Annotated in this window: 13 protein-coding genes; 8 read left to right on the top strand and 5 right to left on the bottom strand. The window is 61.2% G+C overall.

Annotation, left to right across the window (positions count from 1 at the left end; genetic code table 11):
- The first annotated feature begins 94 nt into the window (after positions 1-94).
- Both QO231_RS07765 and QO231_RS07760 read left to right on the top strand, forming a co-directional pair.
- Positions 95-1,039 carry a calcium-binding protein gene (locus QO231_RS07765; RefSeq protein ID WP_316774873.1) on the top strand — a complete coding sequence of 315 codons (945 nt, stop codon included), beginning with the start codon at positions 95-97 and terminating at the stop codon, positions 1,037-1,039.
- 347 nt (positions 1,040-1,386) lie between these two features.
- Positions 1,387-1,623, top strand: a complete 237-nt coding sequence (locus QO231_RS07760) for an EF-hand domain-containing protein (RefSeq protein ID WP_316774871.1) — start codon at positions 1,387-1,389, stop codon at positions 1,621-1,623.
- A gap of 65 nt (positions 1,624-1,688) precedes the next feature.
- Here the strand turns inward: QO231_RS07760 and QO231_RS07755 are convergent, their stop codons facing one another.
- Together QO231_RS07755 and QO231_RS07750 are read right to left on the bottom strand one after the other, a co-directional pair.
- The gene (locus tag QO231_RS07755) at positions 1,689-3,239 is read right to left on the bottom strand and encodes a trimethylamine methyltransferase family protein (RefSeq protein ID WP_316774869.1); all 1,551 of its coding nucleotides are present in this window, start codon (positions 3,237-3,239) and stop codon (positions 1,689-1,691) included.
- Positions 3,240-3,506: 267 nt separating this feature from the next.
- Positions 3,507-4,688, bottom strand: a complete 1,182-nt coding sequence (locus QO231_RS07750) for a pyridoxal phosphate-dependent aminotransferase (protein ID WP_316774868.1) — start codon at positions 4,686-4,688, stop codon at positions 3,507-3,509.
- Positions 4,689-4,947: 259 nt separating this feature from the next.
- Here QO231_RS07750 and cysS point away from each other — a divergent pair, with 259 nt between their 5' ends.
- From cysS to QO231_RS07730, 4 genes are all read left to right on the top strand, one after another.
- On the top strand, positions 4,948-6,339 hold the full coding sequence (cysS, locus tag QO231_RS07745; protein ID WP_316774866.1) for a cysteine--tRNA ligase: 1,392 nt from the start codon (positions 4,948-4,950) through the stop codon (positions 6,337-6,339).
- A 135-nt stretch (positions 6,340-6,474) separates the two neighbouring features.
- Entirely contained in the window at positions 6,475-8,097 is a 1,623-nt protein-coding gene (gene cimA / locus QO231_RS07740; protein WP_316774865.1) for a citramalate synthase, read from the top strand.
- The gene (locus tag QO231_RS07735; protein WP_316774864.1) at positions 8,094-8,807 is read left to right on the top strand and encodes a class I SAM-dependent methyltransferase; all 714 of its coding nucleotides are present in this window, start codon (positions 8,094-8,096) and stop codon (positions 8,805-8,807) included. The genes cimA and QO231_RS07735 overlap by 4 nt, the downstream gene beginning before the upstream one ends.
- The gene (locus tag QO231_RS07730; protein WP_316774862.1) at positions 8,804-9,592 is read left to right on the top strand and encodes a squalene/phytoene synthase family protein; all 789 of its coding nucleotides are present in this window, start codon (positions 8,804-8,806) and stop codon (positions 9,590-9,592) included. Before QO231_RS07735 ends, QO231_RS07730 begins: the two co-directional genes overlap by 4 nt.
- A gap of 1 nt (position 9,593) precedes the next feature.
- On the opposite strand, the gene QO231_RS07725 is transcribed toward QO231_RS07730, so the two are convergent.
- Positions 9,594-10,808, bottom strand: coding sequence for an MFS transporter (locus tag QO231_RS07725; protein WP_316774861.1), 1,215 nt, complete (start codon positions 10,806-10,808; stop codon positions 9,594-9,596).
- Between the two features lie 75 nt (positions 10,809-10,883).
- Here QO231_RS07725 and QO231_RS07720 point away from each other — a divergent pair, with 75 nt between their 5' ends.
- Together QO231_RS07720 and QO231_RS07715 are read left to right on the top strand one after the other, a co-directional pair.
- On the top strand, positions 10,884-11,639 hold the full coding sequence (locus QO231_RS07720; protein WP_316774860.1) for a cobalt-precorrin-6A reductase: 756 nt from the start codon (positions 10,884-10,886) through the stop codon (positions 11,637-11,639).
- Positions 11,636-12,271 (top strand): DNA-3-methyladenine glycosylase family protein, encoded by a 636-nt coding sequence (locus QO231_RS07715; RefSeq protein WP_316775005.1) that lies wholly within the window; start codon positions 11,636-11,638, stop codon positions 12,269-12,271. The genes QO231_RS07720 and QO231_RS07715 overlap by 4 nt, the downstream gene beginning before the upstream one ends.
- Before the next feature lie 2 nt (positions 12,272-12,273).
- Here QO231_RS07715 and QO231_RS07710 read toward each other — a convergent pair whose 3' ends face one another.
- Both QO231_RS07710 and QO231_RS07705 read right to left on the bottom strand, forming a co-directional pair.
- A complete protein-coding gene (locus QO231_RS07710; RefSeq protein ID WP_316774858.1) occupies positions 12,274-13,173 on the bottom strand; it encodes a DUF2950 family protein in 900 nt (299 codons plus the stop codon).
- Between the two features lie 4 nt (positions 13,174-13,177).
- Entirely contained in the window at positions 13,178-14,437 is a 1,260-nt protein-coding gene (locus tag QO231_RS07705; protein WP_316774857.1) for a DUF3300 domain-containing protein, read from the bottom strand.
- Between the last annotated feature and the right edge of the window lie 170 nt (positions 14,438-14,607).

Below are 14,607 nucleotides of genomic sequence, written 5' to 3'. Positions count from 1 at the left end.
CGCCAAGCGACATTGCGGAGCACAAAAACAGTTTAGCACGAGTGCTCTCCTTTTCCTAACCAAGCCAAATCCACTTGTCTCAAGGAAATCACGCATGGCCTTTACAATTGTTCTGCCCTCAGACACCACATTCTCGGTCGCGGATATCCCGGAAATCGTCGATTTCATCTCCACCGAGGCCGCGCTTGGCACGCGTTACACCTCCACGCAATTCACCGGCAGCGGTCTCTACGAGGGTGAACCGGCCACCTATACCGCAACAGGGGCCGGGTTCACCACTGCCGTCACCCCGGGCGGGCTGACGTATATTGCGACCGGGGTGATCGACATGATCACTGTCACGACGATCTCCGAGACAATGTCGATCACGGATGTCGATATCGACCTGACCACCTTCGCTCCGATTCGCCTGGCTGATCTGTTGGGCACCCAACCCTTCGCAATCGAAAACTATGTCATGAGCAGGGACTGGGACCTGACCCTGGGCGACCTTGATGACATTTCTCCCGAGGGCACGCTGATTGGCGACGGGGCATTGCTGAACAACCTAGGCGACGACGTTTTCCGAGGGGGCAGGGGCAATGACAACCTGTTCACCGGGGACGGCAACGACATGCTGTATGGAAATCAGGGAAATGACATCCTGAGCGGTGGTCAGGGCAAAGACAACATGCGTGGCGGCGACGGCAATGACAGCCTGAATGGGGGTATCGGAAGGGATCGGCTTTTCGGACAGAACGACGACGACACGCTGGATAGCGGCAAGGGGAATGACGTTCTGCACGGCGGTGCCGGAAACGATGTCTTCGTCTTTGCCAACAAATACGGCAATGATTCGGTCCGGGATTTTGATGCGACCAACGACAACGAGAAAATCGATCTGTCGGCGGTGACCCGGATCAAGACATTCAACGATCTTGTAAACAACCACATGACGCAATCAGGCGCGGACGTGTTGATCGACGATACGGACAAGACCGTGATCACGCTGGAGAACGTCAACATGGCCAATCTCGACAGCGCCGACTTCCTGTTCTGAGCCCGTCTGGCGGGCCGCGCGCGGGGATTCGCCGGCTCCGCGAATCGCGCGGTGCCGGCGAGTTCCGGTTGTGGCCGATATCCGCTGACGGGGTAAACACGGGGCTCCAAGCAACGCTTCGCCGGATCCCGGTGTCTGCATAAGTCGAGAACCGCCGACCTGTAACTGTCTGCTGCCTGACCGCGGAAGCCTGCGCATCGGGCGCACCGAATCCGGCAACCTTTGGCGTGTCAGGGCCACTATGCCGGATGCGGGATGACAACAGGGTGCTGCGGGTGTCTGTAGGGGCTGTCCACCACTCACGGACGGAACAAGAAACCCATACGACACACGAGAGGTAACAGACTATGAAACTCAAAGCACTTGCAGCCCTTGCAATCGGTCTTCCCGCAATGGCTTTCGCGGCCACGGAGATTGACGCAAACGGTGATGGCATGCTGACGCTGGACGAGGTTCAGGCGGTCTATCCGGAGATCACTGTCGAGAGCTTCTCAGCGATGGATTTGAATGCCGACGGTGCATTGGATGATGCCGAGTCGATTGCCGCACAGGATGCAGGCTTGATGCCGAAATCCGAGGGCTGAGACGACTGAAAACGAGGAACGCCCGGCCTGATGCGCCGGGCGTTTTTTTGTTCTATGGTAATATTTTACCCGGACAAGTGAATGTTGAACCGTTCCCGTATTTCCGCGTCTTTCAGCGGATCAAGACGCGCCGGCGCGCGTTGGGACAGGATTTCGGTCTTGCGAGCCGTTGCCCGTCGCAACAGGTCTGGCTTGCCGAGTTCATCCCATTCCTTCGGGGACGTCCGATCGCCAAGCGCAGGATAGACATGATCGGTCTGCATGCGCGCAAGGGTCTCGTCGGTGCCAAGATAATGGCCCGGCCCGCCGATGCAAACAGACCGGATCTGCTCCAGCGCCAAGGTGTCATCGCTCACCTCGATGCCGCGTACACAGCGCAGGGCCTGCCCGATCAGGTCATCCCCCAGAATCAACGATTCATGGCAGAAACCGAGCAGCGAAGCGTGCATGCCGGCCGCCTCATAGACCATGTTCAACCCTGACAATCCCGCCATGACGTTGGAACACATCTGCTCCCATCCCGCCTGCATGTCGGGCAGTTTCGAGTCGCTGATCCCGGCCGCCGCGCCGCCGGGAATGTCATAGAACTGGTGCATCTGGGCGCAACCTGCGGTCAACAGCGCTTGCTCGCCGGATCCGCCTGTCATCGCACCGCTCCGCAGATCAAGGCCAAAGGGCCAGGTCCCGAAAATGGCCGGATGCCCGGGCCTGACCGCATTGACATAGACCAGCCCGGCCAGGCATTCCGCAACCGCCTGAACGATCGCACCCGCGATGGTCGAGGGCGCGGTTGCACCGGCCATGCCCGCAGACAGCAACAGAACCGGCATCCCACCTTCGATGCATCGTTCCATCGTCTCGCAGCTTTCGGTCGCGAATTTCATTGGAGGCACGACAAAACAGTTGGAATTGCTGACAAATGGCCGTTCGCGCCACTTGTCCTCGCCACCGGCGATCATGTGCAGCAACTCAAGACCGTGCGCGACATACTCCGGATCGCTGAACGACATGCCCACATGCTTGGTCGTGCCGGAACAACAGGCGTAGATCGAGTTGAGATCCATCTCGAGATTGTCGACTATGTCACGGCAAACCATCGGCCGCTGGACAAAGTGGATGTTGTCCAGCTGGTCGGCGATGCGCGCGGCATCATGCAGATCCTGCACCGTGCTTTCCCGGTAATTGCGCCCGTCGACATCGACCATGTGAACGGCGGCCCCCGCAGTGCCAAAATGCACCCGCGTGCCGGACAGGGTCAGGTCGTTGGCCGACACCCGCCCCATCAGGGTCACGGATCGGTTTGCCTTGGCGATGGTGTCTTCGACCAGTGCGCGCGGAAACCTGATGCGGCCATCCTCGCCCAGGATTGCGCCTGCACCGGTCAGATACCGGACACCGCTTTCTGGGGCATCCGCAAGACCGATCTGTTCCAGCGCATCCAGCGCCGTTTCGTGTATGCGCTGCATATCTGCGGCGCTGAGTGGCCGGTATGTGCCACCGCGCATTCCAGGCTGGATTGGTCGGAGATGGTCGGCAAGCGGGGCATTGCGTGAGGCACGACGCGCGGCACGCCCGCCGCTGCGACCGGGGGCAGAAGAAGTCGGATTATCTTTCATGGGGACACTCATGTTGCGGGAGGAGGGCGGCGGGTCAGGACGCGCCAGGTCTCCCGCGCGCCGCACGCCCACGATCCGCACCGATGGTACGGGAAATCAGCCTAATCTTGCTCTCTTCAGCCTGCATGGCGTGCCCTCTTGAAAATCGAGTGTGACGCAGCCGTGCGACGGATCTGTTCTATTTGCGACGTAAGTGACGCAGTTTTGGGGCACAGCACGCCCACACGGACAGAACCGCGAGCGGTTTGCGATCCTGCAGGCCGGTAGTTAGGCGGTCTGGCCTGCGCGTGCCTCTGCGAAGTCACACAGCGCGGCCAAGGCCGATGCAAAGGCACCGTCCTCGATGGTCATTGCCACACGGACATGACCGGCCGCCGCCGCACCAAAGCTTTCGCCCGGCATGACGGCGATATGGTGCGTATCCAGCAGCGCCTCGGCAAAGGCTTCGCCGGTCAGACCCGTGGCGCGGATATCGAGCATCAGGTACATCGCCCCTTGCGCAGGAATCAGGGCGACACTGTTCTGTCGGGCCAGAATATCCTGCGCTATGGCCCGGCGCCGCCGAAAAGGCGCGGCCACCTGCCGTTCGAGCGCGTCGCCCCGGGCAAGTGCAAAAACAGTTGCGTCCTGAATGTACCCCGGCACGCCATAGGTCGTGTGGGTCGCAAGCGTGATGAGATGGTCGATGGCGGTTTCTGGCCCGACGATCCAGCCACAACGGGACCCGGTCATGGCAAAGGATTTCGACATCGAGCCGACAACCAGTGTCCGGTCGGCCATATCAGGCAGGGCACGTGGGGACAGATGGCTGCCCTCCCAGACCTGCGTGTCATAGACCTCATCCGAGATCAGCCACAGATCATGCCGTTGGCAGACCCCGGCAATACCGGCGAGCGTGTCTGCGCCATAGACCACGCCCGTCGGATTGTTGGGGGAATTGACGAGCAGTGACACCGCTCCGGCTGCAGCAGCGTCAATATCCTCGGCACGGGGCTGAAACGCATTTGCGGCATGTGCGGGAACCGCACGGGGGACAGCTCCGACGCCGCGAATGGTGCCGGGGTAGGTGGCATAGTACGGATCGATGTAAAGCGCCACGTCGGCTGCGTCGCAAACCGCCGTATGGCTGGCAAACAGGGCCGCTTGCCCTCCCGGCGTGATCATCACGTTGGCGGCCGTGGTCGCAATTCCGGTCTGCGCCTGCACCCGCGCGGCGACCGTTGCGCGCAACTCGTCCGTTCCGGGAACCGCCGCATACCCGGTGTGCCCGCCAAGGGCTGCCGTGTGCATCGCTTCAAGAATGCTGGGGTGGGTCGGGGTGTCATGCTCGCCGATGGTGAGTTCGGTCACTGCAATGCCCCGTGCGATCATCGCCCTCGCCCGGTTGAACAGATCCCAGCCATCCGATCCCCCGCCGGTGACATTGGTGATGCGTTGAGACAGGTGCATGGTGATCTCCGCCGTAGAAAACAGCGCGACAGGGTCAGAGTCGACCGGTTTTGTCAATGCAGTGCGCCCGACGTTCGGACTGCTCATACAAAAAATGATCTTGGCCAAGGCTTGGGTCCTGTGCTATGGCCATCGCATGAGCCGTATTTGCTTCATTATTTGCTGCATTCCCTGCTGATCTTTTTAGCGGGCCGGTTTCTGTCATTTTCTTTCACTGACCAAGTTGCTAAGCCCGCGCTGCCTGCGTGAGGATTTCGCCATGACGATCAAGCTGCACAACACCAAGTCCCGCAAGAAAGAGGTGTTTGCCCCCATCGATCCCGACACTGTGCGGATGTATGTCTGCGGGCCCACGGTCTATGATCGGGCGCATCTGGGCAATGCACGCCCGGTGGTGGTGTTCGACGTGCTGTATCGGCTCTTGCGGCACACCTATGGCGCAGATCACGTGACCTATGTGCGCAACTTCACCGACGTGGACGACAAGATCAACGCAAGGGCGGCCGAGAGCGGTCGCGCGATTGGCGAGATCACCGAAGAGACAATCCAATGGTTTCTGGATGATATGGGCGCGCTTGGGGTGCTGGAACCAAATCACATGCCGCGCGCCACGCAGTACATTCCGCAGATGGTGGCGATGATCGAAGATTTGATTGCCAAGGGTCACGCCTATGAGGCCGAGGGGCATGTGCTGTTCGCGGTGGACAGCTGGCGGGAACAGTATGGCAAACTTTCGGGCCGGTCGGTCGATGACATGATCGCCGGTGCGCGGGTCGAGGTCGCGCCCTACAAGAAGAACCCGATGGATTTCGTACTGTGGAAACCGTCTACGCCGGACCTGCCGGGGTGGGGCTCGCCATGGGGCCGGGGGCGTCCCGGCTGGCATATCGAATGCTCGGCCATGGCACATGAGTTGCTGGGCGAGAGTTTCGACATTCACGGCGGCGGCAACGACTTGATGTTCCCGCATCATGAGAACGAGATCGCCCAAAGCTGCTGCGCACACCCCGAAGGCGATTTTGCGCGGGTCTGGATGCACAACGAGATGTTGCAGGTCGAAGGCAAGAAGATGTCCAAATCGTTGGGCAATTTTTTTACCGTGCGGGATCTACTGGAACAGGGGGTTCCGGGCGAGGTCATTCGGTTCGTTTTTCTGTCGACGCATTACCGCAAGCCGATGGATTGGACAGTGGAGAAGGCGCGGGAAGCTGAGGTAACCTTAAGAAAATGGTACAGACAAATCGGCTTAGCTGAAGCTGGGACCGGTAAAGTTCATCCACAGGTGGAGCTTGAGTTATCCAACGATTTAAACACGCACGGAGCGCTGACCGAATGTCACGTTCTTTCCAATTCAAATGACGTGACTACTCTTCGTGCCAGCATGCGCGTGTTGGGCTTTCTAGAGAATGGAATTCCCGATTGGGCGATGGTGCCAGGATTTTCCGATGCAGAGACAGGTTTGGTTCGCTATCTGTTGCAGGAAAGAGAGCATGCGAGAAGGAAAAAGGACTTTGAGCGCGCTGACAGAATTCGAGACGGAATGGCCCGAGCAGGTGTTGTGGTTAAGGACACTGTTGGTGAACCCGAATTTGAGAAGACCGCGCGATTTGATGTGAACCTATTGGATGAACTTTGGGGGAACACCCCATGAGATTTCCCAGATTCTTCTATTGCACAACACAGGCCAGCGCCCGACCCGGTGTGGGTGCAAAGCGCCCTCCCGGGGGAGGGCCAGGCGCTAGCCGGGCCTTTGGCCCGTCCGGATCCTCTGTCGGGGGGGTGCCGAATGACCCGTGAACGCCTCTATCTCTACGACACCACGCTGCGGGACGGGCAGCAGACGCAGGGCGTGCAGTTCTCGACTGCGGAGAAGGTGCAGATCGCCAAGGCGCTGGACGATCTCGGTGTCGACTACATAGAAGGCGGCTGGCCAGGTGCGAACCCCACGGACAGCGCGTTTTTCGACGAGGCTCCGCAGACGCGGGCAAGGCTGGCGGCGTTTGGCATGACCAAACGCGCCGGGCGATCGGCGGCGAATGACGATGTTCTCGCCGCGGTGATGAACGCGGGCACCGGTACGGTCTGTCTGGTGGGCAAATCGCATGACTATCATGTTACCGCGGCACTCGGGATCACGCTTGAGGAAAACCTCGAAAACATCGGCGCATCGATTGCGCATATTGTCGGGCAGGGGCGTGAGGCGCTCTATGATGCCGAGCATTTCTTTGATGGCTACAACGACAACCCGGAGTATGCGCTGGCCTGCTGTCGCGCAGCACACGAAGCCGGGGCACGGTGGATCGTGCTCTGTGATACCAATGGCGGGGCCATGCCCTCCGAGGTTGGCCGCATTGTCACCGAGGTGATCGCCGCAGGGATCCCCGGCGAGCGGTTGGGCATTCACACCCACAACGACACTGAAAACGCGGTGGCCTGCTCGCTTGCAGCGATCGAATCCGGCGCGCGGCAGGTTCAGGGAACGTTGAACGGGCTGGGGGAACGCTGTGGCAATGCCAACCTGACCTCGCTGATCCCGACGCTGCTGTTGAAAGAACCCTATGCCAGCCGCTTTGAAACCGGCGTCAGCCGCGCGGCGCTGGCCGGGCTGACCCGGACAAGCCGGATGCTGGACGATATCCTGAACCGTGTACCGATGCGTCAATCGCCCTATGTCGGGGCCAGCGCCTTTGCCCACAAGGCGGGTTTGCATGCGAGTGCGATCCTCAAGGATCCCGGTACCTATGAGCATATCGAGCCGACCCTTGTGGGCAATCAGCGGATCGTGCCGATGTCCAATCAGGCCGGACAATCAAACCTGCGCAGGCGACTGGCCGAGGCCGGGCTGACGGTCGATAAAGACAATCCGGCGCTTGGGCTGATCCTGGAGCGGATCAAGCAGCGCGAGGATCAGGGCTATTCCTACGACACGGCGCAGGCGAGTTTCGAACTGCTGGCGCGCGCGGCACTCGGCGAAATGCCCGAGTTCTTCGAGGTCAAGCGCTACAAGGTCACGGTCGAGCGGCGCAAGAACAAGTACAACAAGATGATCAGCCTGTCCGAGGCTGTGGTGGTGGTGAAGGTCGATGGCCGGAAACTGCTGTCGGTCAGTGAATCGCTGGATGAGGATGGCAGCGACCGGGGGCCGGTGAACGCCCTGAGCAAGGCATTGTCCAAGGATCTGGGGCAGTATTCATCCGTGCTCGAAGACATGCGGCTGGTCGATTTCAAGGTGCGCATTACCCAGGGTGGCACCGAGGCGGTGACCCGCGTGATCATCGACAGCGAAGACGGCAAGGGGCGGCGCTGGTCGACCGTGGGGGTCAGCCCGAACATCGTCGATGCCAGTTTCGAGGCCCTTCTGGATGCGATCCGCTGGAAACTTGTGCGCGATTGCGCAGGCGACGCATGACCGACGAGGAGGTGCTGGCGCGGATCTACACGGGTCTGGACCGCGAGGGACCGGGCGATCCCGCCGATGTTGCCTGGGCGATCAAGCGCCTTGGATTGAACGGGGCGCGGGCGGTCTGTGATGCGGGCTGTGGTTCAGGGGCGGATAGCGAGACGCTGGCGAACGCGCTGCCCAAGGCGCAGATCACTGCGATTGAACAACTGCCACATCTGGTGAAAGAAGCGCAGGCCCGGTGTGAGAGAATTCCGAATGTCACGGTCCGGCAGGGCGATATGGCGCGTCTGGACGGACCCTTTGATCTGATCTGGTGTGCCGGGGCGATCTACTTTCTTGGCGTGACCGCAGGGTTGCGCGGATGGCGTTCCGGATTGGCAGCGGGTGGAACCGTGGCATTTTCCGAGCCGGTTCTGCTGGGGTCTGCAGATGAAACCGTCTCTGCATTTTGGCAAGAGTATCCCGCGATCACGAATCTGGACGGGATCGCTGCACGCATCGAGGCCGCCGATTTTGAGGTGCTGGATCATCGGCAGATCATCGGCGCAGCGTGGCAGCGGTACTATACGCCGCTGGCTGCGCATCTGGTTGCGCTGCGTGCCACGGACGATCCCGGCCTGCGCGAACCCGTCGCCGCAACCGAGCGAGAGATCGCGCTTTGGCGAACTGCGCAGGACCGGATTGCCTATGCGCTGATGCTGGCGCGGCCACGGTGACCGGGCAGGACGGATTTGCCGAGGATCTCACGGCCTGCGCCGCGCTGGTACAGCGGGGCGATCCGGATCGGTTCATGGCGGCGATGGCGGCCCCGGTCGCTGCGCGGCGGGTGTTGTTTCCGATCTATGCCATGAATGTCGAGGTCGCTCGCGCGCCATGGGTCACGCAGGAGGCGATGATTGCCGAGATGCGCCTGCAATGGTGGCGCGATGCGGTGGCGGAGATCGCGGCAGGCGGGCTGGTCCGGCGGCACGAAGTGGTGACACCACTGGCCGAGGTTCTGAGACCGGATCTTGCCGCGCAGGCGGACGAGATGATCGCGGTGCGTCGTTGGGACATCTACCGCGATCCGTTTGAAGACAGCGATCATTTCGAGCGCTACATCGAGCAGACCGCTGGCACGCTCATGTGGCTGGCGGCGCGGATGCTGGGCGCTGCCGAGGAGGAGGTTGTTCGCGATTTTGCCTTTGCATCGGGGCTTGCGAACTGGTTCCGGGCGATCCCGGAGCTAGAGGTGCTGCGGCGCGTGCCGCTGCTGGATGGCACGCCTGACGGGGTTCGGGCATTGGCGCGGCATGGGCTGGCTCGCCTGGCCCGCGCCCGTGCGCGGCGACGGGAAATCGGCAAGGACGCCGGCGCGGCGTTGCTTGCTGGCTGGCAGGGTGAAACCATTCTCAGACAGGTCGTCGAAAGCCCCGCCCGCGTTGCCGAGGGGCGCCTCGGTGCCAGTGAAGCGCGCAAGCGCCTGGGGCTGATGTGGCAGGCGGCAGCTGGCCGCTGGTAGTTCAGACGTTCTGTTCCCTGGGCTGCAGCATCAGCCACACCAGCGCCCCGCCCGCGAGGCACAAGAGCGGGATCATCGCCATGTTGACGGCCGTCCAACCTTCGATCGCGCTGCCCCCGGAACAGTTCATCAGCCCACCTGATGCCAATGACGCCACCGTGACACCGCCGAAAACCAGCAAGTCGTTCAACCCCTGCATCCGGCCCCGTTCCTGTGGTTCATGTGCGCCTGCCAGCATGGTGGTGGCGCCGATGAAGCCAAAGTTCCAGCCAAGGCCAAGGAGGACGAGTGCCACAAAGAAATTTTCGAGCTGCACCCCGTTCAGGGCAACCATCCCCGCGCTGGCAAGGATCAACAGCCCGAGCGCGACAATCCGTTCGACCCCGAACCGCGCAATCAGGTGGCCGGTAAAGAAGGACGGGGCGAACATCGCAAGCACGTGGAATGATACTACGTCTGCGGCGTTGCCCTCGGTAAATCCACAACCCACCACGGCCAGGGGAGTCGAGGTCATCACGAGGTTCATCAAGGCATAGGAGACCATGGCGCATATCACGGCTACCGCGATGCGCGGGGTGGTGATCAACTCCCACCGGCTGCGGCCGCGCGGCGCGCCGGCACTGGGCGCAACGGGTTTCGGGATGTCGATCAGGAAGAACAGAAATCCGCCAATCACATTCACCGCGATGACCGCGATGTAGGTGCCAAGAAACGGGACCACAAAAGCCTGGCTGGTGGCCTTGACCAGTTGCGGGCCAATCACCGCCGACACCAGACCGCCGGCCATGACGTAGGATATGGCCTTGGGGCGAAAGGCATCCGAGGCGGTATCGGCAGCGGCAAAGCGGTAAAATCCCTGTGCGCTCATGTAAAGACCGGTAAGGAAGCTGCCCGCCAGAAACACCGGGAACGAGCCGAGATAAAGACCATATGCTCCGACAGCACCGCCAACGGCACCGCCAAACGCGCCGAGAAAGAAGCCGGCACGGCGTCCGAATTTCTGCATGATTGCCGAAACGGGCGTCGCCGACAGCATCGAGCCCAGCACAATCAGCGAGATCGGCAGCGTGGCAAGGCACACGTTTGACGCCAGCGACTGACCGGCCAACCCGCCGATGGTAAAGATCATCGGCATCTGTGCGCCCAGAATGGCCTGTGCGGCTACCAGTACCCAGACATTGCGGCGGGCGCGCCTGTCGTCGAATTGGTCAGTCATGCTGGCTGGTTATCGTCCAAACCCGCGAGGCACAAGCGGCTTGCGCATAGGGGTGGTGGGGATAGTGTCAAAGACATGGATGCATTCCCGAAACATCGTCGGCACATTCTGCTTCTGGCAGGATCGGGAGAGGCGCGCGATCTCGCAACGGCGCTCTCGGAGCGCGCGGATTGCAAGGTGACGGGATCGTTCCTGTTTCCCCCGCGCAGCTTCGGCCCGCTGCCGGTGCCGACGCGATACGGGCGGTTTGGTGGTGAGGATGGCATGGCCCGCTATCTGTTGGCAGAGCGGATCGACGCCGTCGTAGACGCGACTCATCCGTTCGCCCACCAGATCAGTGCAAGCGCGGCGCGGGTCTGTGCGCGGCTGGCGGTTCCGATTGTTCAGGTGTTGCGTCCGCCCTGGACACCGGAGGAGGGCGATCGCTGGACCGAAGTTGCCGACGAACGCGCGGTCGCGGCGTTTCTGCGGCCGGGGCAGCGTGTGTTCACAACAACCGGGCGCGCGACACTGGAGCATCTGGTGGCACAGTGCAGTGCCCGGTTCTTCGTGCGGCAACTGGAAGAACGCGCCCCGCCTGCGAACCTCAAGAACGTCTGCTATGTGACTGGAACGGGACCGTTTTCTGTTGACGAAGAACGCGAAACGCTGAGTGAATTGGAGATTGACGTATTGGTTGCCAAAAATAGCGGCGGAGAGCCAAGCAAGACCAAGCTGATCGCGGCAAGGGAACTTGGGCTGCCGGTGATCCTGATTGCGCGGCCACCGCAACCGGATGTATTGCGGGTCGAGACCGTCCGGGAAGCCTTGCATTGGGTGGACAGATTGTGAGCGTCGGGCGCATCATCATCGGTGATGACTGTGTCAGGGAAGGGGCCGATTGGTTGGCGCGACATGACAGGCATCTGGCGGCGGCCTTGCAGGAAACCGGACCATTGCCCTTGCGCCTTCGCCCGGACGGCTTTGCGCAACTCTTGAATGCGATTGTCAGCCAGCAGGTCAGCGTCGCCTCGGCGAGTGCGATCTGGGCCCGTATGCAGAACGCGGGTCTGACCGACCCTGCCAACGTCCGTGATACAGATGACGAGGCATTGCGCGTGGTCGGGTTGAGCCGGCAAAAGATGCGATATGCGCGGGCTTTGGCAGCGGCCGATATCGACTATACGGCGCTGCGATCTGCCCCCTCCCAAGACGTGATCGCGACACTGATGCAGGTGCCGGGTATCGGCGCATGGACAGCGGAAATCTATGCGATGTTCAGCCTCGGGCGCGCCGACGTCTTTGCACCGGGTGATCTTGCCCTGCAGGAAGCGGCTCGCATTCTCTATGAATTGCCGGACCGGCCAAAGGACCGGGCCCTGCGCGAAATGGCAGAGGCGTGGTCGCCCTGGCGTTCGGTCGCGGCGCGCATTCTCTGGGCCTATTACCGGGTCGCGACCAGCAACAAGGGACTATCCGACTGACGCTACTCTGAAATTGGCGACCACCCCTCGCCGGGGTCGTACATGGTCATGTCCGCTGCGATATCAAGCGTGTCGCGTCCGAGATCTGCCTCAAGGATGATGCCGTTTTCCGACACCATGAAACTGTGGAACCCGGTTTCACCATAGGCAGACGGGACCGCAAGCAGCGCATGTCCGGCCAACATATGGTTGTTGATGATATATTCCATCGCCCCGCCGGGGGCCGCATCGGTCTGCCCGGTCAGGATACGGAAGTAATAACCCTGATAGGGGTCCGGTTCGTAGTCGACCTCGCCATCGCTAAACCCGTCGACCGCCGCCCGCGCGAGGTTTGCACCAATTGGACTGTCCACGCCAGGCCAGAACAGCCCGTCGCGCGCGTCGGCATCCGAGATGATCCTGCGGGCAAACTCCATGACCCCGTCGCCGTTCTGATCCACCAGCCGGAACGCGGCCTGAACGTCACCATAGGCGTCCATCAGGTCAATGATCTCCAGTTCGTTGCCACCGATTTCGCGATTCTGAATTTCGGCTCGACCGGCTTCTGCATCAAACGCCCAGCCTGCGTCGGTCCGGGCAAGGGGCACCGGAAAGGGCCAATCGTCGGCCCCCAGGGCAATGACGATCTCTGCGTCATTCTGAGGCTCCATGCGGTAGCCTTCGCCATACATCTGCAATACTTCCAGTCGATTGCGCTGGTCCTCGGCGGCATTGCCGGTCGTGACCAGATCCGCGTTTTCGGGTCCGAAAACCGCAAGAACCGCGTCGCGGTCCTGCGCCGAAACCGCATCAATCAGCGCCATGAGCGCATCATGCGGTGTGGCGTAGACAGCAGGTTCCGCCAGCAGCGGCGTGGTCGAGACCATGGTTGCGGCGAGGCCTGAAAGAAGGAACTTTTTCATGATCTTACCTCCGTCTCCGGTGACCGCCACCGCCACCGCGATGCGAGGCCGCGCGGGCCTTGTGCGACGGGGCACGTTTTTGCATCGCTGATGCTTTGTGTGGCGCTTTTCTTGTGACCTTGTGGCTTCCGCCGGCTGGCCTTGCCGCCGCAGGTTTCTTGATGGCCGGTCGCTTGGATGCGGGTCTGTTGACCGATGCCTTGCCCGCCCCGGGACGGGTCTTGGAGATAGCGTCATGCTTGATATTTGCAGGCCGCGCCGAAGGGCGATTGACCTGTGGCAACTTGCCGGCTGCGCCCGGACGGCTGATGTCGGCCGCGCCGGATTTCTGCGCGAGGTTGGCGCGCATGGCATCCCCGCGGTTGTCGCCTTTCCTGACCGGCAGCGTGGTTGCGCCGCCGGGGCCTTTTCTGTCGGCAATCTTGTCTTTCGCATCCTTTCTGCGCTTGTCGTCCGGTTTCCATTCCCGGTCGCCCAGATCAATTTCATTGCCAATGTTCACGTTGCCGTCGACATCGATATCAATATTCGGATTGCGGATGATCGGGTTGCCACTCCAGCCGCCGCAGTTGCGGCAGCCCCAATAGTCGTTCCATGGATCATTAGTGTCAAAAATGGCATCCATTACAGCATAGGTGCCAAAGGCGATCGCGCCGGCCATGACGATATCACCCACATCACTGCCGTTGTCCGCGTAGACAACCTGGGGGTCGTATTGCGGGACATAGACAACTTCGGGATCTGTCGGCTGGATGATTACCTCATCCTCGTTATTGACCTCGACGGTTTGCGCCGCACCGCTGATCAGCGCACCGGAGTCGATCGCCTGCTGCCGCATCGTCTGGATGCCGCTCATCACATCGTCGCTCTGCGCCAGCATCGCGTCGCCCATGGCTTCGGTCCACTCCACATGCTCGGCCATGTCCGTGACGACTTCGGGAAAGGCAGTGGCGAGCACTCCGACGCTGGGATCATACCCTGCGGCATCGATGGCGCTTTCCAGCGTCGCACTGTCAGCACCGGCATTCTTGGTGAGAAGGTTGTCGGCCTTCACGATCTCGAGCGGATAGGTCGATGCGACAAGGATCTGCATCAGGAGCGTATCCGGATACAAGGCCACTGGCGCGACCAGCGTTTCGATCTCTGCCTGTGTCAACAGAGCGTCGTTTGGAGCGGCGTCCGTTGTCGCCTCGCTCTGGGCCTGCGCCATCGTCGCCCCGCTCAGAAGCAAACCAATTGTCAGGTAGTGCGGTAGTCGTTTCACGGCCATCCCCCCGTCATCGTTTGGAAATACCGTTGCGCACCTTGGGCGTACAATCCAGTCCTATTATTCAAACTTCTGATAAACTGCGCAATAACCGAAAGGGCCGGGTGTCGCTTGGCAGTGGATCCCCAATTGCCTTGTCAGGCGCGGACCTGCGTGCCAAAACCATG

It is taken from the genome of Sedimentitalea todarodis (genome assembly GCF_032595355.1).
Taxonomy (GTDB): domain Bacteria; phylum Pseudomonadota; class Alphaproteobacteria; order Rhodobacterales; family Rhodobacteraceae; genus Sedimentitalea; species Sedimentitalea todarodis.
The sequence above is the reverse complement of the archived record's forward strand: the minus strand, read 5'-3'. Positions and strand labels throughout refer to the sequence as shown.

Excerpts from the sequence above, each read along its gene's own strand:
- QO231_RS07760 (WP_316774871.1), top strand. The coding sequence starts at position 1,387 with ATGAAACTCAAAGCACTTGCAGCCCTTGCAATCGGTCTTCCCGCAATG.
- QO231_RS07750 (WP_316774868.1), bottom strand. The coding sequence starts at position 4,688 with ATGCACCTGTCTCAACGCATCACCAATGTCACCGGCGGGGGATCGGAT.
- QO231_RS07735 (WP_316774864.1), top strand. The coding sequence starts at position 8,094 with ATGACCGACGAGGAGGTGCTGGCGCGGATCTACACGGGTCTGGACCGC.
- QO231_RS07720 (WP_316774860.1), top strand. The coding sequence starts at position 10,884 with ATGGATGCATTCCCGAAACATCGTCGGCACATTCTGCTTCTGGCAGGA.
- QO231_RS07710 (WP_316774858.1), bottom strand. The coding sequence starts at position 13,173 with ATGAAAAAGTTCCTTCTTTCAGGCCTCGCCGCAACCATGGTCTCGACC.
- cysS (WP_316774866.1), top strand. The coding sequence starts at position 4,948 with ATGACGATCAAGCTGCACAACACCAAGTCCCGCAAGAAAGAGGTGTTT.
- QO231_RS07755 (WP_316774869.1), bottom strand. The coding sequence starts at position 3,239 with ATGAAAGATAATCCGACTTCTTCTGCCCCCGGTCGCAGCGGCGGGCGT.
- QO231_RS07765 (WP_316774873.1), top strand. The coding sequence starts at position 95 with ATGGCCTTTACAATTGTTCTGCCCTCAGACACCACATTCTCGGTCGCG.
- cimA (WP_316774865.1), top strand. The coding sequence starts at position 6,475 with ATGACCCGTGAACGCCTCTATCTCTACGACACCACGCTGCGGGACGGG.
- QO231_RS07725 (WP_316774861.1), bottom strand. The coding sequence starts at position 10,808 with ATGACTGACCAATTCGACGACAGGCGCGCCCGCCGCAATGTCTGGGTA.